Annotated in this window: 24 protein-coding genes, 1 tRNA gene and 1 pseudogene; 14 read left to right on the top strand and 12 right to left on the bottom strand. The window is 61.4% G+C overall.

Annotated elements, in window-relative coordinates:
* Positions 1–2 precede the first annotated feature (2 nt).
* The 5 genes from J3A72_RS05310 to lanKC are packed head-to-tail and all read right to left on the bottom strand — an operon-like array spanning position 3 to position 7,700.
* A complete protein-coding gene (locus J3A72_RS05310) occupies positions 3–698 on the bottom strand; it encodes an ABC transporter ATP-binding protein (protein WP_049439239.1) in 696 nt (231 codons plus the stop codon).
* A gap of 53 nt (positions 699–751) precedes the next feature.
* Complete coding sequence (locus J3A72_RS05305; RefSeq protein WP_032958343.1) at positions 752–1,966, bottom strand: FtsX-like permease family protein; 1,215 nt, start codon at positions 1,964–1,966, stop codon at positions 752–754.
* A 10-nt stretch (positions 1,967–1,976) separates the two neighbouring features.
* Positions 1,977–3,302: an ABC transporter permease gene (locus J3A72_RS05300; RefSeq protein ID WP_075076426.1), complete on the bottom strand. Its 1,326-nt coding sequence runs from the start codon at positions 3,300–3,302 to the stop codon at positions 1,977–1,979.
* Between the two features lie 37 nt (positions 3,303–3,339).
* Entirely contained in the window at positions 3,340–4,983 is a 1,644-nt protein-coding gene (locus tag J3A72_RS05295; RefSeq protein WP_075076427.1) for an ABC transporter ATP-binding protein, read from the bottom strand.
* A complete protein-coding gene (gene lanKC, locus J3A72_RS05290) occupies positions 4,980–7,700 on the bottom strand; it encodes a class III lanthionine synthetase LanKC (RefSeq protein WP_075076428.1) in 2,721 nt (906 codons plus the stop codon). The genes J3A72_RS05295 and lanKC overlap by 4 nt, the downstream gene beginning before the upstream one ends.
* A gap of 460 nt (positions 7,701–8,160) precedes the next feature.
* Here lanKC and J3A72_RS05285 point away from each other — a divergent pair, with 460 nt between their 5' ends.
* Entirely contained in the window at positions 8,161–8,262 is a 102-nt protein-coding gene (locus J3A72_RS05285) for a class III lanthipeptide (protein WP_014038605.1), read from the top strand.
* Between the two features lie 312 nt (positions 8,263–8,574).
* On the top strand, positions 8,575–9,246 hold the full coding sequence (locus J3A72_RS05280; protein ID WP_032958333.1) for a response regulator transcription factor: 672 nt from the start codon (positions 8,575–8,577) through the stop codon (positions 9,244–9,246).
* Positions 9,247–9,337: 91 nt separating this feature from the next.
* Here J3A72_RS05280 and J3A72_RS05275 read toward each other — a convergent pair whose 3' ends face one another.
* Both J3A72_RS05275 and J3A72_RS22965 read right to left on the bottom strand, forming a co-directional pair.
* Positions 9,338–9,790: a PA2169 family four-helix-bundle protein gene (locus J3A72_RS05275; protein ID WP_014648535.1), complete on the bottom strand. Its 453-nt coding sequence runs from the start codon at positions 9,788–9,790 to the stop codon at positions 9,338–9,340.
* Positions 9,791–10,243: 453 nt separating this feature from the next.
* On the bottom strand, positions 10,244–10,438 hold the full coding sequence (locus J3A72_RS22965; RefSeq protein ID WP_230374578.1) for an EamA family transporter: 195 nt from the start codon (positions 10,436–10,438) through the stop codon (positions 10,244–10,246).
* A 164-nt stretch (positions 10,439–10,602) separates the two neighbouring features.
* On the opposite strand from J3A72_RS22965, the pseudogene J3A72_RS23155 reads away from it, so the two are divergent.
* A pseudogene (locus J3A72_RS23155) lies at positions 10,603–10,872 on the top strand (helix-turn-helix domain-containing protein); the annotation flags it as partial.
* 86 nt (positions 10,873–10,958) lie between these two features.
* The gene (locus J3A72_RS05260) at positions 10,959–11,600 is read left to right on the top strand and encodes a glutathione S-transferase family protein (RefSeq protein ID WP_075076429.1); all 642 of its coding nucleotides are present in this window, start codon (positions 10,959–10,961) and stop codon (positions 11,598–11,600) included.
* 287 nt (positions 11,601–11,887) lie between these two features.
* Here the strand turns inward: J3A72_RS05260 and J3A72_RS05255 are convergent, their stop codons facing one another.
* The 3 genes from J3A72_RS05255 to J3A72_RS05245 all read right to left on the bottom strand — a co-directional run bounded on the left by J3A72_RS05255 (position 11,888) and on the right by J3A72_RS05245 (position 13,552).
* Positions 11,888–12,532 carry a hypothetical protein gene (locus J3A72_RS05255; protein ID WP_230374576.1) on the bottom strand — a complete coding sequence of 215 codons (645 nt, stop codon included), beginning with the start codon at positions 12,530–12,532 and terminating at the stop codon, positions 11,888–11,890.
* 143 nt (positions 12,533–12,675) lie between these two features.
* Positions 12,676–13,083, bottom strand: a complete 408-nt coding sequence (locus J3A72_RS05250; RefSeq protein WP_014648538.1) for a hypothetical protein — start codon at positions 13,081–13,083, stop codon at positions 12,676–12,678.
* Positions 13,084–13,132: 49 nt separating this feature from the next.
* A complete protein-coding gene (locus J3A72_RS05245; RefSeq protein ID WP_075076431.1) occupies positions 13,133–13,552 on the bottom strand; it encodes an H-NS histone family protein in 420 nt (139 codons plus the stop codon).
* Between the two features lie 117 nt (positions 13,553–13,669).
* Here J3A72_RS05245 and J3A72_RS05240 point away from each other — a divergent pair, with 117 nt between their 5' ends.
* The 4 genes from J3A72_RS05240 to J3A72_RS05225 all read left to right on the top strand — a co-directional run bounded on the left by J3A72_RS05240 (position 13,670) and on the right by J3A72_RS05225 (position 15,879).
* Positions 13,670–14,062, top strand: coding sequence for a DoxX family protein (locus tag J3A72_RS05240; protein ID WP_075076432.1), 393 nt, complete (start codon positions 13,670–13,672; stop codon positions 14,060–14,062).
* A 489-nt stretch (positions 14,063–14,551) separates the two neighbouring features.
* Positions 14,552–14,797, top strand: coding sequence for a hypothetical protein (locus tag J3A72_RS05235; protein WP_014648541.1), 246 nt, complete (start codon positions 14,552–14,554; stop codon positions 14,795–14,797).
* A gap of 91 nt (positions 14,798–14,888) precedes the next feature.
* Positions 14,889–15,140, top strand: a complete 252-nt coding sequence (locus J3A72_RS05230; protein ID WP_075076433.1) for a hypothetical protein — start codon at positions 14,889–14,891, stop codon at positions 15,138–15,140.
* A gap of 241 nt (positions 15,141–15,381) precedes the next feature.
* Positions 15,382–15,879, top strand: coding sequence for a fasciclin domain-containing protein (locus tag J3A72_RS05225; RefSeq protein ID WP_230374580.1), 498 nt, complete (start codon positions 15,382–15,384; stop codon positions 15,877–15,879).
* A gap of 140 nt (positions 15,880–16,019) precedes the next feature.
* Here J3A72_RS05225 and J3A72_RS05220 read toward each other — a convergent pair whose 3' ends face one another.
* Positions 16,020–16,754, bottom strand: a complete 735-nt coding sequence (locus J3A72_RS05220) for an AAA family ATPase (RefSeq protein ID WP_230374577.1) — start codon at positions 16,752–16,754, stop codon at positions 16,020–16,022.
* A gap of 797 nt (positions 16,755–17,551) precedes the next feature.
* On the opposite strand from J3A72_RS05220, the gene J3A72_RS05210 reads away from it, so the two are divergent.
* The 6 genes from J3A72_RS05210 (at position 17,552) to J3A72_RS05185 (ending at position 25,251) form a co-directional block, all read left to right on the top strand.
* Positions 17,552–18,835 carry an HlyD family efflux transporter periplasmic adaptor subunit gene (locus J3A72_RS05210; protein WP_075076436.1) on the top strand — a complete coding sequence of 428 codons (1,284 nt, stop codon included), beginning with the start codon at positions 17,552–17,554 and terminating at the stop codon, positions 18,833–18,835.
* A complete protein-coding gene (locus tag J3A72_RS05205) occupies positions 18,828–20,972 on the top strand; it encodes a peptidase domain-containing ABC transporter (RefSeq protein ID WP_075076437.1) in 2,145 nt (714 codons plus the stop codon). The genes J3A72_RS05210 and J3A72_RS05205 overlap by 8 nt, the downstream gene beginning before the upstream one ends.
* A 207-nt stretch (positions 20,973–21,179) precedes the next feature.
* A complete protein-coding gene (locus J3A72_RS05200; protein WP_049419465.1) occupies positions 21,180–22,628 on the top strand; it encodes a hypothetical protein in 1,449 nt (482 codons plus the stop codon).
* Positions 22,625–23,860 carry a radical SAM protein gene (locus J3A72_RS05195; RefSeq protein WP_049404786.1) on the top strand — a complete coding sequence of 412 codons (1,236 nt, stop codon included), beginning with the start codon at positions 22,625–22,627 and terminating at the stop codon, positions 23,858–23,860. The genes J3A72_RS05200 and J3A72_RS05195 overlap by 4 nt, the downstream gene beginning before the upstream one ends.
* Positions 23,861–24,015: 155 nt before the next feature.
* Entirely contained in the window at positions 24,016–24,201 is a 186-nt protein-coding gene (locus tag J3A72_RS05190) for a hypothetical protein (protein ID WP_049404788.1), read from the top strand.
* 105 nt (positions 24,202–24,306) lie between these two features.
* Positions 24,307–25,251 (top strand): aldo/keto reductase family protein, encoded by a 945-nt coding sequence (locus J3A72_RS05185; RefSeq protein WP_158490976.1) that lies wholly within the window; start codon positions 24,307–24,309, stop codon positions 25,249–25,251.
* Between the two features lie 231 nt (positions 25,252–25,482).
* Here J3A72_RS05185 and J3A72_RS05180 read toward each other — a convergent pair.
* Positions 25,483–25,558, bottom strand: a tRNA-Ile gene (locus J3A72_RS05180).
* Positions 25,559–26,182 lie beyond the last annotated feature (624 nt).

The raw sequence follows: 26,182 nt of genomic DNA, 5'->3' as shown, positions 1-26,182 counted from the left end.
GCTCAGGCGCACAGCGCCTGCATGGCCTGTGCTGTGACCTCGACGATCTGCCCATCCACGATGTGGACGCTGCGACCCGCGCACGCCGCCAGCTCCTTGTCATGCGTCACCATGATGATGGTCATGCCGCCCTGGTTGAGCTCACGCAGAATCTCCATGACCCCCTGCGACATCTGCGAGTCCAGGTTTCCGGTCGGCTCGTCAGCCAGCAGCAGGGCCGGCGTACCCGCGATGGCGCGGGCGATCGCCGCGCGCTGCTGCTGCCCGCCCGACAGTTCGCCGGGATAGTGCGACATGCGGCTGCCCAGTCCGACCTGGGCCAGTGCCGAGGCCACACGCTGCCTGCATTCGGCTGCCGCCATGCCACGGTAGCGCAGGGGCACCTCCACATTGGCCTGGATGGTCAGATCCGGAATCAGGTTGAACGCCTGGAACACGAAGCCGATCTTCTCGTTGCGCAGCGCGCTGAGCGCCGCGTCGCGCATGCCGCCAACATCCACGCCACCGATCGCGTAGTGGCCCCCGGAAAAGCCCTCGAGCAGACCGAGGATGTTCAGCAGTGTGGACTTGCCGGAGCCGGAAGGGCCGGTAATCGACAGGAAATCGCCCTCCTGCACCGACAGGTCGATGGAGCGCAATGCATGGGTCATGACTTCACCCACCTGGAACACTTTGCTGACGCCTTGCATCCTGAGCATGGGAATTCTCGCTTGCAGATGAAAGCAGCGACCGGCCAAGGCCGCTGCGGGACTCACAACGAACGGATGGCCGACACCGGCGCGATGGCCGCGGCACGCAGCGCCGGCAGCAGTACCGCCGCCTGGCCCAGCAGCAGCAGGATCACCGCACTCACCGGCAGGTACAGCAGTGGCAGGCGCGGCAGTTCGTAGAAGCGCATCAGGGTCAGGTTCATCGCGTAGGCCAGCAGAGCCCCGGCCGCGATGCCGATGGAGACAATCAGCAGGTTCTCGATCTGGAAATAGCGCATCACATCGGTGCGCGTGGCCCCCAGCGCGCGGCGGATGCCGATCTGCTTGCGACGTTGCTCCACCCAGTAACTGGCCAGTCCGACAATGCCCAGGGCAGTGGCAGCCAGCAGTGCGATGATGACACCGCCCAGCAGCCCCATCATGACCCGGTCACCTTCGAAATGCCGCTCGCGCAGTTCGGAGATCCGCCGGCTGCCCTCGACATCGAACACCACGTCCGGCGCGACACGGCGGATTGCCTGCTGCGCATCGCGCATTACGCGGTTCATGTCGCCGGCCTCGGCGCGCACCAGATAGCGGCCGGTCAGGCGCGGCCCCTGCGATGCGGGCACGATCACCGACCAGTCCGAGCCCTTGGCTTCACCGCGGCCGGGGCGGGATACGGCCATGTGCTCGACCACGCCGATCACCCGCAGCCGGGTATCCATCGCCCACAGGCTCTTGCCCACGGCGTTTTCGCCGGGCCAGTAGCGTTGGGCCAGCTCCTGGGTGACCAGCGCCGGGGGATTGGCCGGCACCAGTTCATCGGTCGGTGCGAACTCGTCCGCACCGGGCATGCGCCCCCCCACCAGGTGCAACTGCAGCGCGTCCAGGGCCACGGCATCGGCCAGGTAGAAATCCAGAACACCGCCGGGCACCTGCTGGTCCTCGTCCAGGTTGACGCCGGCGCGTATGCCCGGGCTGCCGAACGGCATGGCACTGACCAGCCCGGCCGCCGTCACGCCGCTCAGCCCCCGCAATGCACCAACGACCCGCGCGTTGACATCGTTGGCGCGCTCGGCATCGATGCCGTCGAGCTGGATCACCCCCAGCCGTGACTCGTCCAGGCCACTGACCAGCTGCATTGCAGCGTTCCGCTCAATCATCAGGAAGATCGCGTTGCACAGCACGGCGCAGGCCAATGCGATCTCCATCGCGATGAGGAAGGTCGCCAGGCGGTGCCGGCGCAGGGCCGAAAGTACGATGCCGATCTGCATGGTGGTTCCTCTACAGAAGCTTCAGTTGGGCGATGGGCTGGACCGCACTGGCACGGATCGCGGGAATCAGGCTCGCCAGCAGGCTGGCCAGCACCGACAGCGCCAGGGTGAACAGCAGCATGGTGGTATCAAGCCGCGCCAGGTCCGCATAGGCCACCGGCTGGCTGCGCACCGCGCTCAGGCCGAGCCAGGTCAGCAACAGGCCCAGCGTGCCACCCAGTGCCCCCACCAGCGCGGCCTCGACCACGCACTGCAGGAAGATCGCCGCGCGGCTTGCGCCCAGTGCGCGACGCAAGCCGATCTCGCCGCTGTAGCGCAGGAACTTCGCCAGCAGCAGACCGACCACATTGGCAATGCAGATCCCGAGGAAGGCGAAGGCCAGGATGGCCTGCAGCTTCACGTCGCTGGGTACCACCTGGTTGAAGTCGAGCCACTGCATCAATGAGCGCAGCCGCGTGTTGTCGGCGTGGCTGATCCGGCCCAGGGCCTTCTGCTCAGCGGCATAGTTCTGCAGGAACCGCTGATAGGCGGCCACCCTGGCGGCGCTGTCCAGCTTGACCCACAGGTGTACCCAGACACACGGCGCGGTCTGCAGCCGGCCGCGCTGCTCCGGCGTGGACCAGCAGGTGAACGGCACGAAGTCGCCGTCATTGATCTCCAGGCTGGAGGTCAGCGGCATGAACAGATCATCGGCCGAGGCGAAGAAGCCCGACGTGTTGCCGCCGCTGAAGCGGCCGCCCCGCACCTTGTAGAACAGCGGCGAGGGTCGCCAGGGCGCGAGCACGCCCACGATGCGCATCGCGGTGTCCTTGACCCGCAGTGTCTGCCCCACACTGTCGCCCCCACCGAACATCTGCTCGTTGAGCTCCGACGAGATCACCACCACACGTGCGCGCGCGTCATCCTCCTCGCGTGACCACCAGCGTCCATGCGCCAGCGGCACCGCGAACATCGTCGCGAAGTCGGTGGTGGTGGAGATCGATGAGCGGATGACCGGTGGTGCGCTGCCCTGATCGGGCCGCAGCTTGACCGGGTTGGTGACCACCAGTGTCTGCTGGTCCGCGCGCCCGGACGACCACAGGTCGAAGGCCGAGCGATAGTCCAGCACGTCGTACGGCTCGCGGCCCTTCGAGTTCGGGTTGGCATCCAGCTGGGGGTAGTAGAGGTCACCGCTGCGCCCGGGCAAGGGATCGCCGGACAGCAGGTAGACCACGGTCAAGGTGGTCATGCTGGCTCCAATTCCCACCGCGATGGCCAGCACCATCAGGGCGGTGATGGCCTTGCTCCGCAGTGTATTGTGCAGCGCCACCTGCGCGCAGTAGACCAGCCTGCGCATGCCCGCACCCTTTCCTGCACCCTGTATCGACTTCATGTCATGCCTCTCCCCGGACGTGCACGGGCGTGACCCGTGCCGGTTGCCACATGGACCTGCCAAGTTCGTGTACGTGATCGAATCGGGCGCGGTAGGCCTCGGCGCCGTGCATGATCATCACCAGCATGCGGCCATGGCTGCGTGCGAAGATCGCGTCCATCGCAATCTCGCGGCTGGCCGTATCGAGGTTGGCGACCGGCTCATCAAGAATGTAGAGGTCGGCGTCCTCGCCCAGCACCATCGCCAGGGCGATCTTCTGCTGCTGCCCTGCCGACAGGGTTTCCGGCAGGCTGTCGGCGATCCCGTCGCCGTCCATCCCCAGTCGCGCCAGCAGCACCGGATCGGCGCCGAGGTCGCGCACCTTCAGCGGAGGGAACTGCAGAGGAAGCGTGATGGCGCGGATACGCGCCGGTCGCAGCAGCTGGCCGGCGACGGGCTGGAAGTACCCGGCCAGGACGTTGGCCAGGGTCGTCTTGCCGCTGCCATTGTCGCCAATCACCAGTGCACGTTCACCGGGTGAAAGGGCCAGGGTGAAATCCGAAAACACGGGAGTGGCGCCGTACCCGTAGCCGATCGACGTCGCCAGCAGACCACCCTCGATGTGCGTGGCCGACGCCGCGGCTGCCGGCGCGGTCATGAACTCCGCCACCCGCACCACCACCACACCGTGGCTGTGCATCTCGGCAATGTTCTTGAAGATGCCGATGAGCGTCGTGGCTGAGCGCCAGAAGGCGTTCATGAAGGCGATGAACGAACCCAGTGTCATCTGTTGGCGGAACACGAACAGTGCGCCGACGAAGATCGAGCAGACATCCGAGATCACCATCGTCAGGTCGCTCGCACCCTGCAGGGTCCTCACCACCCTGAAGCGCTGGTAGGTCGAATCCAGCACCTCGCGCAGGCTGCGGTCATGGGCCTGCACCGTCCTGGGGCCGAGGCCGAACGTACAGACCATCTTGAAGGCAGACACGGCCCGGGTCAGCAAAGAAACCAGTTCGGCCTCGCGGTCACGCTCCACCACGGTCAGCTCGCGGATGCGTCGGCCGACCAGCACGCTGACCGTGGTGGCGATGGGGATGATGGCCATCAGCACCAGGAACGCACGCCAGGAGATGATCAGCAGGGCTGCGATCAAGGCGACGAATGTCACCGCCTGGGTCAGGGTGGTGCGTGCGACCGACAGCATCGGCACCACGCCATCCTTCACGTCCGAGCGGATCCGCGCCACATAGTAGCCGGCCCCCTTCTGCACCACCTCGTCATAACTGCGGCCATAGTAGGCGGTCAGCAACGAGGTCCCGATCCGCTCCACGATGCGGTTATCCACGCGCTGCTGCCACAGCGCGCAGCTGTAGTTGCCCAGGTTGGTCACCAGGCACAGCAGCAGATATGCACCGGTAAGCAGCAGGAAGCGATTGAAATCCTGCCGGCTGGCGGCCTCGTCGAAGATCGCGCGGATCAGCAGCGGATGCAGCAGCCCGCCCAGTCCGCCGAACATCGCGGTGGTGGCGGCCACCGCAAGGTAGCGCCCGCGGAGGGGGCCGAGCAGGATCGCGAAGCTGGCGAGGATGGCGCGCACACTACGCCGCTGCGCGGTCTGCTCGCGCTGAGGTGGCTGTCCGGCCGGGTGCGGGCGCGCATTCATGCAACCGCCGCCTGCCCCACCCCGGCTGCGTCCACTTCCCGTACCACCGCGCCATGCACATCGAGTGCATCCAGGAAGAACTCATCCGGCGCCAGCGTGTCGTACCGATGCAGGGCGCGGATCACTCCGGCGATGCCGGTACCGTGGTCGAAGGAAATGCGGAACAGATTCTCGCCCGGCACCGCCGCCATTCCCTCCTCCTCCTCGAACAGATACAGATCGACGATGCCCTGGTACGGTCGCTCCGCCATCTGCAGGTACCTCGGGTCACCGGAGTAGAGATGGGCGTCGACAAACACATCCAGCATGCCCGACAGGCCATACAACAGGCCGCAGAAGCCGGAATACTTGCGATGGAAGTCATCCACCAGCCGATTCACGTCCTGCCACAGGCCGTAACGGATCGCGACCTTGGCGATGCCCGCAGTCCCCTGCTCCAGATAGGGTTCATAGGTGTTGACCTCTTCCGGTGAGCTGGGGAAGGTGGTCACTCCGGTCTCCAGCTCGAAGCCGTAGGAGAGATCGTGTCGCAGTGCCTGCTCGCCAAGCACGCGCCATGCCGGATCACCACTGAGCTGCGACAGCCTCAGCAGGAACAGCGCCACGCCGGCCTGGCCGTAACCCATGCCGATGCGGACGCCACCTTCGTCCTGCCAGTAGGCACCCCGCTCTCCGTGGTGGACGGTGTCTGCAAGCCGCCGCGCCAGCGACAGCGCCCTGTCGAGATGCCCGGGCAGGCCGGTCGCGTGATGCATGGCCAGGTGCGCCATTCCGATACCCGCCATGCCGTGATAGAGCGAGTGATGCGCATGCAACAGGTCACTGCCGTCAGCGCTGTCGAGCAGGCTGCGGGCCAGTTCCACCTCGCCACGCAGCAGCGCCGACCAGGCGATGCCGGCAAGGCCGGTGAGGAACCCCGGCGGTAGCGATGTGCGATCCAGGGCCTGCAGCTCCTGCGCATAGCGCTCCATCACCGCCGGCGACGGCTGATGACCCACCCCATGGAAGGCGTGGATCACACCGGTCGCCCCCAGACCAAGGCTCATCGTGTTGGTGGAGTGCGCGAACGGATCAAGTGGGAACAGCGTCCGCTCCGGCTGCAGCCGGCTGTGTGCATCCATGAACGCGAGCAGCCGCCGGATACACTGGCGCGGCGCCGGTAACGGGCGCTGCGGCGACGAGAACGGCGCCTGCAGGGTCGCCGGCTGCTGCAGCAGCTGTGCGGCCTCTTCCAGGCCGATACGGTCGTCCACCAGCGCCTGGATGACCTCGGCCACGGGCGTGTGCTGCCAGCCGATATCCTCCATCATCACCGGCAGCACCTTCTGGAACAGGTCGGTACGGATGTAGGCCATGGCCATCAGCGGGAACAGGCAGTAGAACATCACCACCGCGGTCGCATAGCGGTCATCCCTGAAACAGCTGGCGCGCTTGCGACCCTTCATGATCCGGCGGAATCCGGGCGTGTGGATGTCATCCCACTCATCGCTGCCGTCCAGGAACGCGGCCTCCAGATCAATCAGGCGCACACGCATGTCGCTGCGGTCGACCATGATGTTGGACGGCGAGATGTCACCGATCACCACTCCCACCTTGTGCGCGCGGTCGACCGCGCGAAGCAGACCGGTGAAGATGGTCACGCACATCCCGTAGTAGTCACTACCATCGCGTGCGCTGGGACGGGCCTTCATCAGCGGCGAATGCTTGAGCATCAGCTCGCGAAGATCGAATGCATCCAGGCGCTCTTCCACCAGATAGCTGTTTTCCCAATCGGTGAATGCATCCAGGCAGCGCGGCGAGGCGCCCACCGGGCCCAGCAACTCCAGATTGCGTCGTTCGCGTGCCAGGCGGCTGGTGGCGTCGAGCCCTTCCCCGTGCATTTCCACATGGGGCCGCGCCTCCTTGATGACCACTTCCTCCCCGGTGACCTGGTCCAACGCCAGGTAGACCCCGCCCGTGTTGGAGAACCCAAGCGCGGCCTGCACCTGATAGCGGCCCTCCTTCAACGTCATCTCGCCGGGATCATCCTCGCTGGGGAACGGGTCGGTTTCCCAGGCAGGCACCTCGAAATAGGGATTGCGCAGGTCGGGAACATGGCTGCCGTCGGGCGCGACCAGCATCGGCACCTTCTGGCCGATGAAATCAAGCCGGTACACCTGGCGCATGCCGCCATAGCGGTAATACAGGCAGCGGCAGTCCTTGTAGCGCCGATCGGACAGGATGTACGAGCCATCTTCGTCCTTCAGCGCCCCATGCAGCTGCTCGATGAAGCGCGTGAAGACCGCAAGGTCCAGCGGATAGAGCGTGATGAACTTGCCTGAGCCACCGCGTGGCCAACGCTTGGAGCTCATCATGCGCATCGTGTTCATGTCATTGGCGAACTTGAACTTCACGCGCTCGGCCAGGGCCATCCGGGTGACGGTGCGCAGCACCCGCTGGCAGTTCTCCTGCGTGGCTGAAACGTGGATCTTCCAGCCTTGCGGCGGCAGGTTGCCGGCGACCGGGTCGCCATGCGTCGCCAGGTGCGACCAGACACCGATGCGATGGATCGTCCACGCCATGCCGGCCGCCTCGATCTCCGCTTCAACGATACTGCGGAAATCTTCGCTGGGCCGGTACTGGTTGTAGCTCAATTCGTAGAACCGCTCGTCGCCCCCCACATAGGCGGCCTTGTCCATGTGGCGTGCTTCACGCAGTGATCGTTGACGCGCTGACATCGTCTCTCCCTGGTCGGTTCCACGGCTCGTTTGCCCGGTGCACACATCCGCGAACGCCTCGCAACGCCTCGCACATGCGCGATGGATGCATTGCGGGCGCTCCAGCCTGCAGGCATCGCAAAATGCGGAATGCGGATTCCCTGCCTGCTTCATTCGTAAGCACGGCGTGAAATCCGCCGGCTATCGCTGCAATGCAGCCGCCCGGAATGTCCCTGCAGATCGATGATTGCCACCGTACCTTGCCGCTACATTGCGCAGGCGATTCTCATTCCACAATTGACTTGACTCATTCCAATCGGCAATGCCATTTTCCATCCGCCACGTATAGACCGGGGTTCTTCAGCAACTGCAACAGGGCTTTGAGATTGCGTGGTGCAATCGCGCAGTGAATCATTTCATTGCGTAACGCGTGGGAGGCACGCATGCCTCCCGATCCCATGTACGACTAAGGAGAGTTGATATGAATCGCGTCCTGAATCTGCAGCGCCTGATGATCGAAAACCAGCAGGAAAACCTGGGCAACAGCTGCAGCAGCTCCGACAGCAACTGCTGCAACGGCTAAGCCTCTCCGGCTTGCCTGAGGTGGTGGTGCGCGCCCACCACCTCGACATCTGCCACAGCGTGATGCACCGCCACGTGGCAGGTCTCCATACGACGTAGAGATCGCTTGGCAGGCAGCCGTCCGCTGCCCGCGCTGCGCGTCCTGCATCTGCCAATGCCAGGACAGGCATCCCGGGGGGGGATGATCAGCCAGCTGCAGCACGTGCTGCAGCCGTGACCATTGCTCGGCCCCGCTGCGACCTCACCACCATGACGGACGCTACGCAGTGCGCCTGCACGCCCGCCGGATCCAGCAATCAGGAAAAGACGCAGCATGCGCATCCTCGTGGCCATGGACGACGCCGAACTTGCACAGGCGCTTCGCAACGTATTGCAGAGCCGCAACATGCTGGTGGACCTCGTGGCAACCTGGTCACTGGCCAAGGCCGCGGTACAGGCCGTGGAGTACCGCGCCCTCATTCTCGACCGCTGGCTGCCCGAAGGCGATTCACTGAAGCTGGTGCAGATCGTGCGCGGCTTGCGTACCTGGCTGCCCATTCTGCTGTTGGGGCGCCACAACCACGCTGCCGACTGCATCGCTTGCCTGGATGCCGGTGCCGATGACTACCTGCCCACGCCGTTCGAGTTCGACGAACTGGCCGCGCGGCTGCGCGCGATTACCCGGCGCCTCGACGCTGATGCCGGCCACATTCTGAGAATCGGCAATTTCACGTTCGATTTTTCCAACCGCATGGCATTGGTAGGCGGTGCGCCCCTGAGCCTGCCGCGTAGCCAGCTGCTGCTGCTGGAAGCGCTTTGCGCCCGCCAGGGTCGGATCGTCCGCCATGAAGTGCTGAGTGCTGCCGTGCACCTGGCCGGCGCCGACGGCGGTACCACCGTGTTGGATCCGCACGTATCACGCCTGCGCCGTGCCCTGCGCTCGGCCAGTGTCAGCATCGAGTCCAAGCGTGGGCTGGGCTACATGCTGAACGACGACGCGGCCTGATCAAAGGCCATCGGCGCGGGCCGCAAATGCAACAGCCGGGGCGGTAAACCGCCCCGGCTGCCAGTCCCGCTGATTGGGCCGACCGCTGCGGTCAGGCGGCCTTCATTGCGTGCTTTCGCGCACGCATGACGTTGTGGCACTCCTGCACTTCCGGCAGCAGCTGGGTCACTTCCTGGCGCACGGCCGGCGGCAGCTCGTTGTCCTGCAGCACATCCTTGAACGCGCCCAGCAGGCGGTCCTCGGATTCTTCAAGTTCAGCCACGTAGCCATAGTTGGTGTCACCGAAAGCGGCTCGAACCTTGCCGTAGAACTGCTGCATCGAACCGACCACGGTGCCATGTTCGGCCGGCTTGCCACCGCTGGCGGCCACTGAACCGCTCAACGCCGCCACGATGCGGCCCTTGACGCCAGCGATGCGGGTGAACAGTGCCGACAGCTCGGCATCCTTGACCTTGGTGGCCGCTTCTTCATAGAACGACTTGCCATCGCGGGCGATTTCGATCAGGTCGTTGAGGCGATGTTCGATGGTGGACTGGGTGCTCATGGCGTCGCTCCTGTGTGCTCGAAAGTCAGTGGAGAATGGCAGTGCATCTGCATTGCCTTCGACCCCACTGTGTGCAATCGCGTGTGCCAACCAGGTGAGCACGAATTGATGCACGCATCACCATGCAAAACACCTGCTGACTTCGTCATTTCAAGCATCGTCGGCTTTCACGGAATCTGAGCGCGTTGCACGCGTTACCACGGTGCGGTGACGATGATCAGAGTGACCAGCAGCGCGATTGCCAGGATCACCAGCAGCACGTGCCATTGCTTCCAGGTGGGTCTCGGCTTTCCAGGCGTATTCATCGAAGGGCTCCTGCGCGGGCGGGGAATGGGGTTGCCAGACTGAAGCGCAACGGCATCGCACAACGTCGACGTGAGGTGCACGGTTCGTGCAGACCTTGCTGGAATATCGGGCCGCATCGGCCTTCCGCACCCGTGCCTGGCGGCATATTCAGCAAGTACCACACCCGACACCGCCAGCAGGCTGCCACCCAGCACCCCATCCGCTGAGTGACTCACCCAGCAGCATCACCGCCAGTGCGGCGGTCACGATCGGCACCAGGCTGAAGAATCCCGAAACGCGCGCCGCGCCCAAGCGCGAAAGACCGGTCATCCAGCTGAGGGGCGCAAGGATCGATGCACACACCGCAGCGAAACCGAAACAGCCCACCGCGGTCAGGTTGTTCACTCCGGCAGCTGCACCGGCAGCAGGATCAGCGACGCCGCCGTGGCCTGCAGGAACAGTGACTCCAGCACCGTCAGCGGAATCTTCCGGCGCTGCATCAGCACGATGCAGGCGGCAAATGCACGGCCGAATCCGTGGCCGAGATCGCGCAGCGGCCTCACATGAGCGTGCGCACGCTGGAGCGCATGGCGCGCAGTGAACTGGGCATGTCACTCGGCGGCCGGCGTGGGCGTGTGAAGTTCGTGCGCGCCACCGAGGCGCTGTGCACACGCAAGCCGATCAGCCGCATCGCCGGGGAGCTGGGCTATTCAGGCGTCAGCGCGTTTGCCGAAATGTTCAAGCGGCACGCGCAGTGCACGCCCGATCAGTATCGGGAGCAGCATCGGGCCGGGTGAAGGCCCGCATCGAGGGCTGTCGATTTCCCGCCCCGTCGCTCGTCGGAACAGGAAAGGCAGGCCCATCGGCCTGCAGGAGCGCTCCAATGCCACCGATCCTCACCGCCTTCGCCGCCTCCCCCGACCGCGGCCAGGGCCTGGCCCGTGACATGCGCGTGCGCTGGGCGCTGGAGGAACTGGCCGTAGCCTATGACGTACAACTGCTCAGCTTCGCCGAGCTGAAGCAGCCCGCGCACCTGGCACGGAATCCGTTCGGGCAGATTCCCACGTGGCAGGAGGGCGACCGGACCCTGTTCGAATCCGGCGCCATCGCCCTGCACCTGGCCGAACAGCACCCCGGCCTGCTGCCGCGCGATCCGGACGCCCGCATGCGCGCGATCATGTGGGTGTTCGCTGCGCTGAACACGGTGGAGCCCCCCATCGTCGAGCGCTCCATGGCCTGGGTGCTTGAGCGCGAGCAACCCTGGTACGCGCAACGGCTGCCAATGCTCGATGAGCGGGTCCGGACGCGGCTGGCCCAACTATCGACGTGGTTGGCCAGGACAACGTGGCTGGACGGCGAATTCAGCGTGGGCGACCTGATGATGGTCTCGGTGCTGCTGCGCCTGAAGAGCAGCGGCCTGCTCGACCAGTACCCACAGGTCGCCACCTATGTGGCCCGGGCCACGCAGCGGCCCGCCTACCAGCGTGCGTTTGCTGCGCAGCTGGCGGTTTTCCAGGACGCCTAGCGCTGCGCCTCCTCCCAGGCAACAAGGGGCCAGCAGTCACGCAGGCCCCATGCGTTACTTCAATCGACGCGATCTCCAGTTCAGGTAACCCCGCCAGCCAAAGGGAGCACTAAAAAGCGCAACCGCACCGCACGCCAGCAGGCCGTTGAACATCCAAGGGGTCAGCTCCGGGGAACCTGCCGACATGGATGGAAACACGAACCCGCATAGCAGTGCTCCCACAAAGGAAGTACCGAATATGACCGTGGAACCCAGGCCTGGTGAAACTCGCATCGATCTATTCCTCATCAGTTCCGGTTGCAGGTCACCTTGACCTCGGTGAGCCTGATCGTGCTGGTGCAGGTGACAGACTGATTGCCCGCCCCCGTCACCGGGACACCGATGTTGTTGAGCGCATTGACGAAGCTTCCCATATCGGTGGCATTCCCATTCGGGAATTCGAAGCGATGCGTAACGCCGCCTCGCCCCTCGCTCAACTGTGTAACGCTAAGCGGAATGGAGTTACCGAACCTGTCCTTGTAAAGGAGGGCGTTGGGCTCCCAGCGACGGTTGATCATGCTGTAGTTGTAGGAAGCGGTAGACCCGTCAGCATAGCGGATCTTCTGCGGCGCCCAGACATCGATGCCAAGCGAGTACGCGCCGGAAGCCAGGTAGATGTAAGTCTCGAAACGCTGCCCCAGATGCTGGCTGACCGCATCCCTTCTCTGCGGATTCTGGATGTCATCGTACACATTGGTCGGGTAGCCGGGCTCAGACAGGCTGATCACCGATTGAGCGACTATGCGCTTGAACTGAAGATAGTTGATCGCCGGTTGCTCGACCGGGAGCTCGTCGATGATGACGAAGGGTTCGCAATCCATCGCGCCGGGTTCCATTTTGTCGCAACGGATACCGCCTTCACGATCACGCATGACGCTGAACTTTCGTGCCATGTTGCCCGATGGATCCAGTATGTAGAGGATCCTGTGCGACGGCATACTTCATGAGCATCGCGCGCCACACGCGATGTCACTACCGCTTTGAAGGATTGAGAGCGCTTGCCATACCCGGCACTTCTCCCGCAGCGACGACACTGTCAGTGCAACCTGCGCCGGCAGGCGGCCTGCACCAGCATCAGCTGCGCCACCAGGACCAGCATCGCGCAGCCCGACAGCAGCCAAGGATCGATGTACCACTGTTCGTTGAAACTGAAGTCGCCGGCGGAAATGCGCTTCCAACCGTTGAAGTGCTGCATCGCCGCCACCACGAACGCGAAGGCGCCCGCGCTGTACGACAGCCAGGGCACCACGATGCCGCCCGGGCGCGCGAACAGCGTCAGCAGGCCCAGCACGCCGATGACCGTGCGCTGCACGCGGCAATATGGGCAGACATAGGCCATCCCGCTCCATTCCACCGCCCAGGCCAGCAGGCTGACCAGCACGGCCGCGGCCGCGGCGGTATACAGCATCGTGGGCGTGATCGTCCTGCCTGCATCGTGTGCCATCCCGCGCTCCTTCGTTCAAAGACCCCGGCAGGGTAGCAGCGTGGCAGGTTCAATCCTTCTTGAAGACCGTGCGCTGGCCGATCGGGCTGCCCTTGCGCGCCGTCGGTCGCGCCAACCCGGGAATCAGGAAGTCGGTGACCTTGTGGCCCTTCTGGATCCTGGAAGCGAGCCAACGCGGCATGCGCCCGCGGCCGGACCAGGTCAGCCGCTTGTATTCCGGGTCTCGGTATTTGGCGGCCACTTTGCCGGTTCTGCGCCGTGCCGGTTTCCGGCTGGGTGCGCCCGCTTCGATGGCTTCATCGCCAAAGAGTTCTTCGAGGGTATATCCCGCTTCCGCCGCGGCGGCTTTCAGCATACGCCGCACCGCGCTGGCAGGACGGCGGTTGGAAATCAGCTGCTTCCGCTGTTCAGCGGCAACCACCAAGGCGCCCAGCTCCCGCAGGCTGAGCGATTCAATATCGATCGTCATGCTGGAAAGGTCTACTGCCGCGCGGCGCCTGTCAAGGCGGCTTGCCCCCGCGTAGACACGGGCTTCACTGCGGGTGGGCTCCGATCGCCTTCGTCGGCCATCCCCGAGGACATCCCTGTGAGCACCTCATCGCATTCGCTTGCCTACCTGCTTGCGCGCATCCTGCTGATGGCGCTGTTCCTGGTCTCCGGGCTGGGCAAGCTCGGCGATCTCAGCGGCACCCAGGCCTATATGGAAGCCATGGGCGTGCCCGGCATCCTGCTGTGGCCAACGGTCGCCTTCGAGATCGGCAGTGGCCTGTGCATCCTGCTCGGCTTCCAGACCCGGCTGGTGTCGATCGTGCTGGTGGGCTTCAGCCTGGTCACCGCTCTCATCTTCCACCACAACTTCGCCGACCAGACCCAGCAGATCATGTTCCTGAAGAACCTGGGGCTGGCCGGTGGGTTCCTGCTGCTGGCCTGCACCGGGGCCGGGCGCTACAGCATCGACGGGCGCGGTCGGCGCGGGTAAGCCTCGATTCGAGGTGTGCACGCGCTGGCGGCGAAGTTCGGCCTCTGGCGCCAGCGTGTGGATCACCTTGCCCTGTGCATCCAGGAACTCGATGGCACCGTAACCCTCGGCCGTGAGGGTCCGGCCGCGTTGAAGGCGCGCGTGTACTGCAGGCCATCGATGATCGGCGCCGGCGTCTTGACCTGGGTGATTCGCCAGCGTCGGACGCGAATGCCGGAACGCATTGCGATGCAGCCAGAACGAAGAACGTACAAGCACTGCGCATCATGCGATCTCCTGTCGGGATCGGAATCAGCATCCGCACGCCAAGCATGCCTGTGGTCGACGACCCCGCGCGGTGACACCGGCATGCTGGCGATGGGTCGACACCATTCCGCATCGTCACTCGAATTCTTAACTCTTCAGAATTCGACCAAGCCACCTTTGTCCCAGATGGCCCACAAGACAGCATGATGGCGCCCTACGGATTCAGGAATTTCGTTCATCTTCATGCGTGACATCGGACAGTTCTACGTAATCAGCGTCGAGGGAGTGACGCGGGCAGACGGCACCCTGCTGCAGGTCACCCGAATCGATTGCTCCTGCATCAAGTGTTCCTGGCAGTTCAGGGCCATTCCCAACCATGGCCTTGTCGATCTCGACGGTGCGGCTGCCCTCAGTTGCCCAACCTGCGGCAATCACCAGTCAGTCAGCCGCGCACGGCTTGAAGAGCTCAATCGACGCAGCGACGAATAGCCTGCACTTCAACCATCCATCAACACAGCACCGACACGACCGATACCCGGTTGGCCCTATCGTTCGCCAACAAGCACCCCCCGGCATTCCCATGAGTCATACCGGCATTTTTCAGATCACCGATCTCACCTACAAGGCTGGGGAGCAAGGCGACCTGGCCCGCGCACTGCAGATCGTCGCCACCTGCATCGCCTGCGGATCGACGAGCGTGTGGGACGAGCATGAGATGGAACACGTTGCCGGTGGAACCGTGCTGTCATGCCGTGGCTGTGGTGTCCGCCAGGCCATCAGCAATGCGCGCCTTTCTGGCTGCGCATCCGACATCCGCCATCCGCGCCGCTGAGCGGCGCGCAGTTCGTACTGCGTAGCCGCCGGCAGGGGGCAGTCGTTCACTCGGCTTTTACAACGCTGCCACGTTTCAGGCGACAACGCGCACTGATGCATCTGCCTGCATCCAAGGGCCGCGCCAGCGCGTATGTAGGATGCCCGCGCCTTGCGGGCATCCCATAGAGGAACGCGCCGTGAAAGCCCTTCAGCGGATAGCCGCCACAGTCAGCTTCGCCGTACTCGTCTCAGCCACTTCAATGAGCTTCGCCGCCAGTACCGTGATGGTCGGCGGAGCAGAGATGTATCCCACCAGGACCATCGTCCAGAACGCCATCAACTCCAAGGACCACACGACCCTGATCGCTGCGGTCAAGGCAGCGGGCCTGGTCGATACCCTCAATGGCGCCGGCCCCTTCACCGTCTTCGCGCCCACCAATGCAGCCTTCAGCAAGCTGCCCGCAGGTACGGTCGATACGCTGGTGAAACCTGAAAACAAGGCACAACTGACCAAGATCCTGACCTACCACGTGGTGCCAGGCAACTACAGTTCAGCGCAGCTGATGGCCGATGCCAGGAAGCACGGCGGCAAGGCCACGCTGAAGACCGTTGAAGGTGAATCCCTCACCGTCGCACTGCATGACGGCAAGCTGTGGGTCATCGATGCGAAGGGCGGCAAGGCGGGGATCAGCATTGCCGACGTCGGCCAGTCCAATGGCGTGATCCACGTGATCGACACCGTGTTGATGCCGAAGTAGTTGCACGCAGCAGGACGTCCACATGAGCGGCAGTCGCGTAGCGGCTGCCGCTGTCGCCTTCCTTGAACCAGAATCGCGGCTGCAGGGCAGATGACACGCCATCGCATCGCTCCTGAAGCACCCGGCAGCCTTGATATCCCTCATCCACCAGAAGCAGACCCTGGATTCCAGGTGATTACCTGGACGTCGTAGATCTCGCACTCGGTTTGGTCCATGGGCTCCCAATGGTCGCTCGCCAACTCAAAGAAGGCATCCGGCACATCCATGGAAAACGTTGGGCCTTTCTCGCGATTGCGCTGGCGGACGCGATCACGACGAACGTCACGTGGGGCATCCAGGAGATACACGGCCAGATCGTAGCCCGCCTCCCTGACCTGCGCGTAGAAGCTCTCGCGGCTGGCTCTCTCCACCAGACCCAGCTCGAGTACAACGTCGCGACCCGTATCGAGCACTTCGCAGGCTGTGATCCATATCTGCGCCATGCAACGCGCCTTCCTTGCGGCATACCATTCCATCAGGTTGGCGGCGGGACGGTCCGGGCTGTACAGCCGTACGAACCACGCGTCCAGAATGAATCCTGCAGCCGTGTGCAGACTTCGCAGCTCGGCAACAAACGTGGATTTGCCCGCACCGACGGGCCCTTCGACCAGGTGAATCGTTGCCATCGTGGTTGAGCCATCCTTCATTGCATTCAGAGACAGACCGGCCATCAGAGACCAATCGCTGTTTCGGAGGTGATAGCAGAGGTGAGGGGTATGACCATGGACATCCGTGACACTGACGATCAGGCTCACCTGGACCGCTGGCAACCCCGCGCTCCTGCCCCACGTGAATTCTGCCCGCGGCACAAAAATGAGCACCTGGGCGGAACCCAAGTGCCATTCCTGCGGTGGGCCCACCAGCACTCACACTACCCACATTTCGCGGGATTCGTGCATGACGGAGCGTCCATCCCGAGAATCCTACATGTCGCCACTCCCAAGACACGCTGGTAGGGCCAGGCCGCCATCATTCACGATTGCCTGCACTGGTCTCAGTTATGCCCCCGAAAACAGGCCGACAATTTGATGCTGATTGCGATGAAAGAGAGCAATGTCTCCACGATTGATCATGTCGCAATCCACATGGCAGTAAGGAAGGGAGCCCCTGACATGTCATGCCGATTGCAGCACTGGTCAGGACGGCCCGATACATCCCCCCACCTACATCACTCCCCCGAACCTCACTTCGGTTTTCGTAGCGGCTGGATTCAGGCGGCCAAGTCAACTGGTGATGCAGGGGATCCAAGCGCACCCCCACCATTGTGTCGCCTTTCGCCTGCTTGGCGCTGACCTGCGTACACCGCAACGCCGAGGGTGACTATGTGAGATCAAAGCATTGCCACCATCTTCGATGCACCCCGCTCCACGCTCCACGCCGAAGGGGTTGACGCCATGCAAATACTTCCATAAAGAAATTGCATACAAGGATGGTGGCGGAGAAATTCGATGGGGGCATTTCCTGTTTTCGCGTGCGCTGCGATCAAGGACCAGCGGGGCTGGTCTAGGCCCGACGCCAATGGCGACAGATGCCCGGCTGGGGGGGGGCATAGCCACCGGAACCGATTGCGGACATCGCCTCATTTCGAGGCTGAGCGACATCGCGACTGTGCATCAATGGCGCGAGGTATGCCGTGGCAGATAACCTCTTTCGCAGAGAGGCTTCACCTGAAGATCAGCATAGTGGCCTCGGCGAGACCCTGCTTGCCGGACCACCTTCTCGCTGGCTATGGCTTTGCCTGATCCTTCTGCTAACGACTGCTATGGGCCTGTTCCTGGTCCTAGGCCAATACACCCGCCGAGAAACGGTGACGGGTCAACTGGTGCCCGCTAGCGGACTGATCAATATCACCGCTCTTAGCCCGGGAACAGTCGCGCGACTACATGTTGAAGATGGCCAATCCATACAGGCAGACGAAGTCCTGATGGAGATCTCAAGCGATCAGGACACGGTTCGACTTGGTGCAACCCGAGCATCAATTGATGAGCAGCTTGCGGAAAAGGAGGGGCGCTACAGGGCCGATCTCGTTTCCCAGGATTCTGTCACCCGGCATCAGCGAGAGGCGCTGGTTGCTCGCGAATCGCTCATACGACGACAGCTGGACCAAGTCGGCGAACAGGTTGCATTGCAGGCTGAGGAAGTTGAAGGCTCGCAGGCGCTCTTGGAGCGGATCGAGCCTTTGGGAAAGGGTGGATACATTTCGGCATTTGAGATTCAGCGGCAGCAAGCGGTGGTACGTGCCGCACGCTCCCGGAAGGCAGAACTGCAGCGGCAGGGGCTCGAACTCCAGCAACAGCTTGCTGCCGCCCAGGAGTCCTTGGCGAAACTTCCGCTAGAGGACGCAACTCGCCGAAACGAAATCGTGCGAGAGCTTGCCGACGTAGCTCAATCGCAGGCCCAAAACGATCTACAACGCGGCACACTGTTTAGAGCGAGACAAGGAGGTGTCGTCGCAGCTCTACTTGTTAAGACCGGTCAAATGGTGAGTGCCGGTCAGCCCATGATAACGATACTGCCTGGCGACGCGAAGCTGCAGGCGCAGCTCCTTATTCCTAGTCGTGCAATTGGATTCATCGCTCCAGGCAATCGCGTCATCCTCCGCTATGAGGCATTTCCGTACCAGAAATTTGGTCAGCAGTACGGAAGGGTATCCATCGTCTCCCGAAGCGCACTGACGCCAGCGGAACATTCCGCTTTGACTGGCCGACTACCGCCAGCGGATCAAGGACCACTCTATCGAGTAGATGTAGAGCTGGACCGGCAGTACGTTTCCGCATATGGGATCAAGGAGTCGATCCGGCCTGGGATGGCGCTACAAGCAGATGTGCTTATAGAGCGGAGACGCCTTATCGAATGGTTGTTTGAGCCGCTTTTTGGCATCCAGAGACGTGTGTTCGAGGAAAACTCCAATGGCTGATGGCTCCGCATCGGCAGAGCGGAGGCGCCCCGATCGACATTCGCGAGCGGACGTCCGGGCCGAACTCCGTTTTGGGTGGCGTCGCGATACGCCATTGATTCTGCAGGCAGAGACCGCTGAATGTGGACTGGCCTGTCTAGCCATGGTCGCGGGGCATCACGGTCATCATGTGGATATGCTGGGAATGCGGGCGAAATTCGGATCGTCCCAGAAGGGCGTCACGCTGAGGCAGATGATGCATTTGGCGACGGCACTCGGCATGGAGGGGCGCCCGCTGAAGCTCGATCTTGGCAACCTATCAAGATTGAAGCTGCCCTGTATCCTGCATTGGGGCATGAATCATTTCGTCGTGCTGTGCAAGATTGGCCCTCGATCGGCTGTAATTCACGATCCGGCACGAGGTGTCCGAAAGCTCGATCTTCTGGAGGTGTCAAGCCAGTTCACCGGTGTCGCTTTGGAGCTCATACCAGGCGCCGACTTCCGTCCAGCGCACAGATCCCCATCTATTTCACTTCGGCGACTGGCAGGTACCATCCAGGGACTCGTGCCGGCTTGCCTCCAAGTTCTGGGGCTTGCACTGGCGCTAGAGGCATTCATTCTCATTGGACCATTCTATCTCCAGTGGACGATGGATCAGGTCATCGTATCCGCTGATAGAGATCTTCTTTCGCTGCTGGCGATTGGTTTCGCAATTGTTGCGGTCTTCCAGGTTGTCATCACGGCACTACGCGCCTGGCTACTCAGCTGGATCAGTGCAACAACATCTGCGCAATGGATGAGCAACATGGTTGGGCATCTCCTCCGGCTGCCCTTGGCTTGGTTTGAGAAGCGGCAGGTGGGTGACATCGTCTCGCGACTTGGCTCAGTCCAGATCATCCAAAGTACGCTGACAGTCCAGTTCATCGGCTCACTGTTGGACGGGCTGATGTCACTTGTCGTTCTTTTGATAATGACCTTCTACAGCCCTGGATTGGCGGCGCTGGTAGCGGGCCTATTTCTACTTTACACGATGCTTCGATGGGTGTTCTTTGCTCCGTTGTGGAGGGCAAACGAAGATCAGATTGTTCATGCGGCACGCCAGCAGGGCGAAATCCTAGAAAGCATCCGAGGAATTCTTCCGATCAAGCTGGCCAATCAGCAGAATGTGCGACGCGCACGCTATGCCAATGCTTCGGTTCAGGCAATAAACCGCGGAATCCGAATTCAGCAACTGAATATTTCTTTCGGAATTATCAACGGACTTATCTTTGGCCTGGGCAGAGTCGCACTGATCTGGATAGCTGCTTCTCTGGTCATGGATGAGAAGTTCTCTGTTGGCATGATGGTTGCATTTGTCGCCTTCGCAGACATGTTTATTCATAGATCTACTTCTTTGGCGGATAAGTGGGTGGATTTCAGGATGCTTAGATTGCACGCGGAACGGTTGTCCGATATCGCCCTCAGCGAACAGGAGAGCCCCGACGGAGTCGACTCGTGCCACGTGCCGGACGATTCGAGTGTCGAATTCAAGAATGTCAGTTTCCGCTACTCCGACGGAGAGCCCTGGGTGTTGAGAAACTGTAGTTTTAAAGTGGAATCGGGTCGTTCAATCGCCATCACTGGAGTGTCAGGGAGCGGCAAGACGACACTCGCCAAGATCATGCTCGGCCTACTGAAGCCTAGCGAAGGAGAGGTGATCTTTGGAGGACAGAAAATTGATGATATGGGTCACGGACGATTCAGAGGCCTGGTCGGTGCAGTCATGCAGGAAGATCAGCTGTTCGCCGGAACGATCGGGGACAACATCAGTTTTGGTGATCAGGACTCAACCGATGAGCGCATCAGGGAGGCGGCGACGCTCGCTGCAGTGAGCGACGATATCGAGGCGATGCCAATGGGCTACAGAACTCTGGTAGGCGACATGGGTTCCAGCCTGTCTGGAGGGCAGAAGCAGCGAGTGATCCTCGCTCGAGCGCTATATCGCCGCCCCCGTCTGCTGGTCCTGGATGAGGCAACCAGCCATCTGGACCTCGAGTGTGAGCGGCGCGTCAATGCGGCCGTGAAGATGTCGAGCATGACCCGGGTGGTGATCGCCCATCGGCTGGAGACAATACAAAGTGCAGACGAACGGTTCGAGATAAAGCACCGGGAGTGCTGAGCAATGCTGAGTCTGAGGATTCAAGGAAGTGGCTGTGGACGGGGTGATATGCGCGTAACTGTCGGCAAAGCTTTCATTCGACTGGTGCCCATAGCTCCAAAGCCATGGGCGCTGTTGGCAACCTTGCTCATGTTGGCTCTGCCCACGGCAAACGCATGGGCAGGGAAGCGTGATTGCCTCGCGTCCGGCCTTGAGGTTGACACAGCCATGTCAAAGGCGACCTTGCGAGTGACCTCGCTGGGTACGCCCAAACTCAACCTGCAGGAGTGGCAAGCGTCGAAGAGCGCCCGCCCGGACGAACACGTCTATACCTTGGATATCAGCAGGAGCCGGCTTCCGGAGGGAAGAAAGTATCCGCTGATCATCAGGTTGGCGCCCTCCACTGTCATGATCAACCTACAGCCTCTGATCAATCCTGACGATCCGCAGTTTGAACGCCTATGTGGCGATATCGATCCAGGAGCCTCACAGCACCCAGCAAGCTCTCCAGTGACGGTGTTCGAAGGCTACGCATTCTTCAGCGATGGGCGGCCAGTACCCGTTCCAACGATGCTGGCCGATCAAGGCGTGCCACAGGTGTTCAGGAGCCAGTATAAGAATTGGCTGGAGAAGGCCCAGAAGTTCTATGGGCGTGCCCTCGGACCTGAGCAGCACAGCGTGAGCTCTGTAATCTTCTTGCTTGAGCAGGGCGCCAATACCCAGCAGGGCTGCCACTTCAGCGGAAGCTCATTGCCCGGACTGCTGCTGATTGGCCTTCGTGCGGGTTGCCTGGACACCTCAAAGGGCTTTCCAAAAGACTTATCTCACTTCATTGCCCATGAAGCATTTCATCAATGGAATCAAGATGTGCAAATGATGGAGTCACTCCCACAGCAAAGCAGAATGATGCTGCTCGAGGGCGGGGCAGAAATGGCAGCAAGCTTGTTTCTTTCGGAGGAGACTGGGAGCAAGGAGCAAGGGATCACGCGCGACGTGGGCGCAGCTGCAGAGTCATGTATCGACCAGGCAGAGTACAGGAAGCGACCATTGAACGACCTGATCAGTGAGGGCAAGTATCAACTCGCCTACTCCTGCGGGATGGTCTACACGTTCCTCAACCTCGTCCGGACAGATTCTGATCCAGCAGCTGCTCTGGGCACGTTCTGGAAAAGTACCCTGCAGGATAACTCCTCGTCTCGTTTCAATGAACGCACCGACTTCAATGAGGCATTCGGTGCGCGATCGTCGGTGCAGAACGCCATGATCGAACTTCTAGCCCAGAATGGCTACGCGCTTCGCGAAGCGATCAGCGGCTTGAGCAAGGACCAGCAGTTCCGCATTGCCGCCGAACTGATGCGAGAGGTTTCACGCAACGACTGCCAAGGGAACTACGGCCTGTTTACCGGTGGCGGGGTGATTGTGCTTGATCCCGAAGTGAAGACCTGCAGCTCTCTGAGGCCTGGGGGAAAACCCGCGGCAATAGATGGGTTTGATTTTAGAGAGCATGTGTTGGACGCTCGATCTGCATGGATTTCTGCTTGCCGGAATGGAGGAGCAGTGCGCATCGACTACTCCGACAGCTCTGCGAAACGGTCGATCGTGTCGTGCCAATCCCCCCCAAGATCCCTGTACACGCCGTTTCATCTTTCCCGAATCACGCCAAGGGGGCGACCATGATCGACGTACTCAACAGCGACACATCTTCCCCGATTCAGAAGCTACATGAGCTGCAGGTCATCATCAAGATCGCCGAGCGCTGCAACCTCGCTTGCAGCTACTGTTACTACTTCTTCATGGGCGATGATTCCTACAAGGGCCGTGATCCGATCATGAAGCCTGACAAATTCTCAGCCGTCGCTGATTACATCAAGCGTGGCGTCGAGGATCTAGGCATCAGGAATGTAAACATCGTCTTCCACGGCGGGGAGCCCACCCTCATGAGGGCTCGCGATTTCAGGGGACTGGTTTCTGCTCTGCGTGAGACGTTGACCCCCATATGCGGGTTGAGTCTTGGCATACAGACAAATGGATATCACCTTACGGCCGAGTGGGAAGATCTGATTTCAGAGTTCAGTATTTCCGTTGGCATCAGTCTTGATGGTCCGGCTGAGTACAACGATAGATTCCGGGTAACCCATAAGGGGAAGGGATCGCATGAGAAGATCGCGCGCACGGTTGGGCGACTTCACGAGTTGGAGGCCGAGCGAAAGATCAGTGCAATCGGCGTACTAAGTGTGCTTGGACGCGACATCCCGATTGAAGAAACATTTGATCACTTCGTTGAGGAGCTCAAGTTCCGTCATATGGGGTTCCTGTTGCCGGACAGGAGTCATGATGAACCATTCGTCGATGGAGAGACCCCAGACGAGTACGGAGATCTACTGATAGGCCTCTTCAATAAGTGGCTGAGCCACCAGGACATCTCTGTGAGGGAAGTAACGAAGGTAATTCGCTACTTTCAAGAGTATGCGCCTGCACGCGCCGCGGCCACGGACGTATTCGACAAACGAACCCATGTGGTGGTGATCCAGAGCACGGGCGAAGTGAGTTGCGATGACTCGTTGATTCCCGCATTGGAGTGGCGATCCTCGCAGCGTTCGTACTCAATCTTCGGTTCGTCGCTCTATAGCTTCGTCAATGACCCAGGCCTTGTGGTACTTGATCGGGCGCGAGCAAACCTCCCCGATGACTGTTTCAACTGCAGGTGGGTGAGAATATGCGGAGGGGGCGCACTAGAGAATCGCTTTAGCCGCACTCGACAGTTCGATAATCCAAGCGTCTATTGTGCTGGACTGAAGAAGTACTACTCACATGTAGTTGATTTTCTGATCGAGAACGGATATCCGGAGGCAGCGATTCAGGAGCGCCTGAAGGCTGACGAGGTCATGCAGCCCACCTTCGCCATCTAAGCAGTGTGCTGGACCTGAGCGGTGATTGCTTGGCAATCCTGCTCTCTCGCTTCACCGAGGCTCATGCCTGTTGTACCCGTCGATCCCGACCGCGGTCGACAGAAATCAAAGGAAGTGCGGTCAATTGTTGATCTACAATCAGAAGGGAGTTCGCGATGAATGCAAGCGACAAGAAGTCACAGGGTGAAGAATTGGTCGCGCGGCTGCTGACGCCGCAGGAGACCGATGCCGTCGCTGGTGGCGGGTTCGAAACCTATGCGCAGAATACAGGTGGGTATTGCAAATTCGACCAGAAAAGCGGCGGATATGACCAGAAGTGCGAGACGCCTAGCTTTTCCTGAGATATTCAACTTCTAATCTTGCTGCGTGACGGGGTGTCCTATGGCCACCCCGTCTTTACCGGTACTTTCATGCAATATCGATATCTTGGAAGGACGGGCTTGAGCGTGTCTGTACTCAGCCTTGGCACCTGGCTTAGTGTTGGTCAGCGGCTGAGTAATTCGGATGGCGCCAGGTTGCTATCGCAGGCTTACCATAGAGGAATCAATCTGTTTGATACCGCCCAGAATTATGGCTGGGGTGGGGCGCAGACGGAGCTGGGGCGTGCGATAAGAGATGCCGGCTGGCAGCGCGACACCTACTCCATCTGTAGCAAAGCATTCTACGGGGCAAAGCCGGACGACCAGCTCAAGCCGACTCAACGCGGTTTGGGCCGCAAGCACCTGGTGGAGGAGTGTGATGCTGCGCTGACACGGCTGGGCTTGGAGTACCTGGATATCTATCTTTGCCATTCACAAGATGCAAATGTGAGTGTTGGAGAGATCGTATGGACGATGCACTCGTTGATTGTGCAGGGCAAGGTGCTGCATTGGGGGACGTCGAAGTGGCCTGCTGGACTGGTGGCGGAGGCGCATGATTTCGCTCTTTCCAATCATCTGATTGGCCCGTCCGTCGAGCAGCCTGAGTACAACCTGGTCGCTACCAGAGCTGTGGAGGAAGATCTACCAGACCTGATTGATCGATATGGCATGGGGTTGCTCACTTGGTCGCCATTGAAGCAGGGCATACTCGCTGGTCGCTACGACCAGGGCATCCCGCCTGGCTCGAGACTGTCCTTCCGGGACTTCACGACGTTGAGGGATCATGCGGGTGAGGCACAATTCCTGCGATGGGTCGAAGCTGCAAAAGGCATCGAGAGAATTTCCAAGGCTCTGGGAGTATCTCGCGCCCAGCTTTCCATTGCGTGGTGCTTGCAAAACAGGCTCGTCAGTAGTGTCCTGCTCGGTTGTTCGGAGGGCACGCAACTAGCCGAATGTCTGAAATCAGTAGACGTCGCGAGCTCCATCACTCCAGAGTTGTGGCTGGAGTTGCACTCGCTGGGTCAGTGCTGATCTCATGCGCCAGCCGAGGGGTCGGGAGAGATCCGTCCGCCGTTGATACCAGAGCGACATCCAGCGTTGGATTCGCGCACGCAGGAGCGCTCTGCAGTGGACGCCCGAAGATGCAGGGCAACCCGCGGCCAACTGTGACAGCAGCGGAGCGTAAACGGTCACCGAGCGGTCACCGGGTCGCGCCGGCTTGACGAAGAAGGCGCTGCGGATGATTCTAAGTGCCTGATTCGATGGTGGGCCCACCAGGATTCGAACCTGGAACCAAGGGATTATGAGTCCCCTGCTCTAACCGTTGAGCTATAGGCCCTGCGCAGCCTCACAGTGTAGTGGAGGCCGCGCTCGATCGGCTACCCGGTAGCATCAAGAGTCTCAGCAACGCGCCCCAATCGCTTCTCCGCCACTTCCGCGAACCACTCCAGTCGCCGCAAGTGGGCGTGGAACAGCGCCACCGTCCTCCTGGCCTCTTCCAGCCCAATCTGGTTGCCGCCGCCGAAGCCAGCAAGCAGTCCGGCACCCGACTGTGTCAGCAATGCCAATGTCGCTCGTCGGGCGAACCCCAGTGGATCCTCGCGTTCATCACGCAGCACATCGTCCCAGTCCAACAACGGGGGGAAGTCGCAACCACGCGTACCCGAGCCACCCCAGCCACACCCACCGTCAATCTCCGTCAGCCCCATACTCACTCTCCTACGATTCGTCGAACCTCTTCCGCCTCCTGTTGAGAGAGGCGACCGGGTGCTTCAACACGGTCGTAGGGCCGCCCGCAGCTTTCCCCTTGCAGGGTCTTGTATGGCTGCGCGCCACCCGGCCAGAAACCCTTGGGCTCACCGGAATGGCGAGAGTTGCGGTTTGACCTTGGATTGCCTGCTGTTGCGGCAGACAGTCCGCCTACGACGGTGTGTTGAGCACCTGAGGAGGACTGTGTGGAAGG

Source organism: Stenotrophomonas sp. PvP093 (genome assembly GCF_017876915.1).
Classification (GTDB): domain Bacteria; phylum Pseudomonadota; class Gammaproteobacteria; order Xanthomonadales; family Xanthomonadaceae; genus Stenotrophomonas; species Stenotrophomonas muris.
This window is presented reverse-complemented; position numbering and strand designations above follow the sequence as displayed.

What these genes read in the sequence shown, in the direction of transcription:
- lanKC (WP_075076428.1), bottom strand. Translation starts at nt 7,700, where the DNA reads ATGTCAGCGCGTCAACGATCACTGCGTGAAGCACGCCACATGGACAAG.
- J3A72_RS05195 (WP_049404786.1), top strand. Translation starts at nt 22,625, where the DNA reads ATGATCGACGTACTCAACAGCGACACATCTTCCCCGATTCAGAAGCTA.
- J3A72_RS05250 (WP_014648538.1), bottom strand. Translation starts at nt 13,083, where the DNA reads ATGGCACACGATGCAGGCAGGACGATCACGCCCACGATGCTGTATACC.
- J3A72_RS05230 (WP_075076433.1), top strand. Translation starts at nt 14,889, where the DNA reads ATGAGTCATACCGGCATTTTTCAGATCACCGATCTCACCTACAAGGCT.
- J3A72_RS05225 (WP_230374580.1), top strand. Translation starts at nt 15,382, where the DNA reads ATGAGCTTCGCCGCCAGTACCGTGATGGTCGGCGGAGCAGAGATGTAT.
- J3A72_RS05255 (WP_230374576.1), bottom strand. Translation starts at nt 12,532, where the DNA reads ATGGCACGAAAGTTCAGCGTCATGCGTGATCGTGAAGGCGGTATCCGT.
- J3A72_RS05260 (WP_075076429.1), top strand. Translation starts at nt 10,959, where the DNA reads ATGCCACCGATCCTCACCGCCTTCGCCGCCTCCCCCGACCGCGGCCAG.
- J3A72_RS05245 (WP_075076431.1), bottom strand. Translation starts at nt 13,552, where the DNA reads ATGACGATCGATATTGAATCGCTCAGCCTGCGGGAGCTGGGCGCCTTG.
- J3A72_RS05310 (WP_049439239.1), bottom strand. Translation starts at nt 698, where the DNA reads ATGCTCAGGATGCAAGGCGTCAGCAAAGTGTTCCAGGTGGGTGAAGTC.
- J3A72_RS05295 (WP_075076427.1), bottom strand. Translation starts at nt 4,983, where the DNA reads ATGAATGCGCGCCCGCACCCGGCCGGACAGCCACCTCAGCGCGAGCAG.
- J3A72_RS05305 (WP_032958343.1), bottom strand. Translation starts at nt 1,966, where the DNA reads ATGCAGATCGGCATCGTACTTTCGGCCCTGCGCCGGCACCGCCTGGCG.
- J3A72_RS05235 (WP_014648541.1), top strand. Translation starts at nt 14,552, where the DNA reads ATGCGTGACATCGGACAGTTCTACGTAATCAGCGTCGAGGGAGTGACG.
- J3A72_RS05285 (WP_014038605.1), top strand. Translation starts at nt 8,161, where the DNA reads ATGAATCGCGTCCTGAATCTGCAGCGCCTGATGATCGAAAACCAGCAG.
- J3A72_RS05200 (WP_049419465.1), top strand. Translation starts at nt 21,180, where the DNA reads ATGTCAAAGGCGACCTTGCGAGTGACCTCGCTGGGTACGCCCAAACTC.
- J3A72_RS05275 (WP_014648535.1), bottom strand. Translation starts at nt 9,790, where the DNA reads ATGAGCACCCAGTCCACCATCGAACATCGCCTCAACGACCTGATCGAA.
- J3A72_RS05300 (WP_075076426.1), bottom strand. Translation starts at nt 3,302, where the DNA reads ATGCGCAGGCTGGTCTACTGCGCGCAGGTGGCGCTGCACAATACACTG.
- J3A72_RS05280 (WP_032958333.1), top strand. Translation starts at nt 8,575, where the DNA reads ATGCGCATCCTCGTGGCCATGGACGACGCCGAACTTGCACAGGCGCTT.
- J3A72_RS05190 (WP_049404788.1), top strand. Translation starts at nt 24,016, where the DNA reads ATGAATGCAAGCGACAAGAAGTCACAGGGTGAAGAATTGGTCGCGCGG.
- J3A72_RS05205 (WP_075076437.1), top strand. Translation starts at nt 18,828, where the DNA reads ATGGCTGATGGCTCCGCATCGGCAGAGCGGAGGCGCCCCGATCGACAT.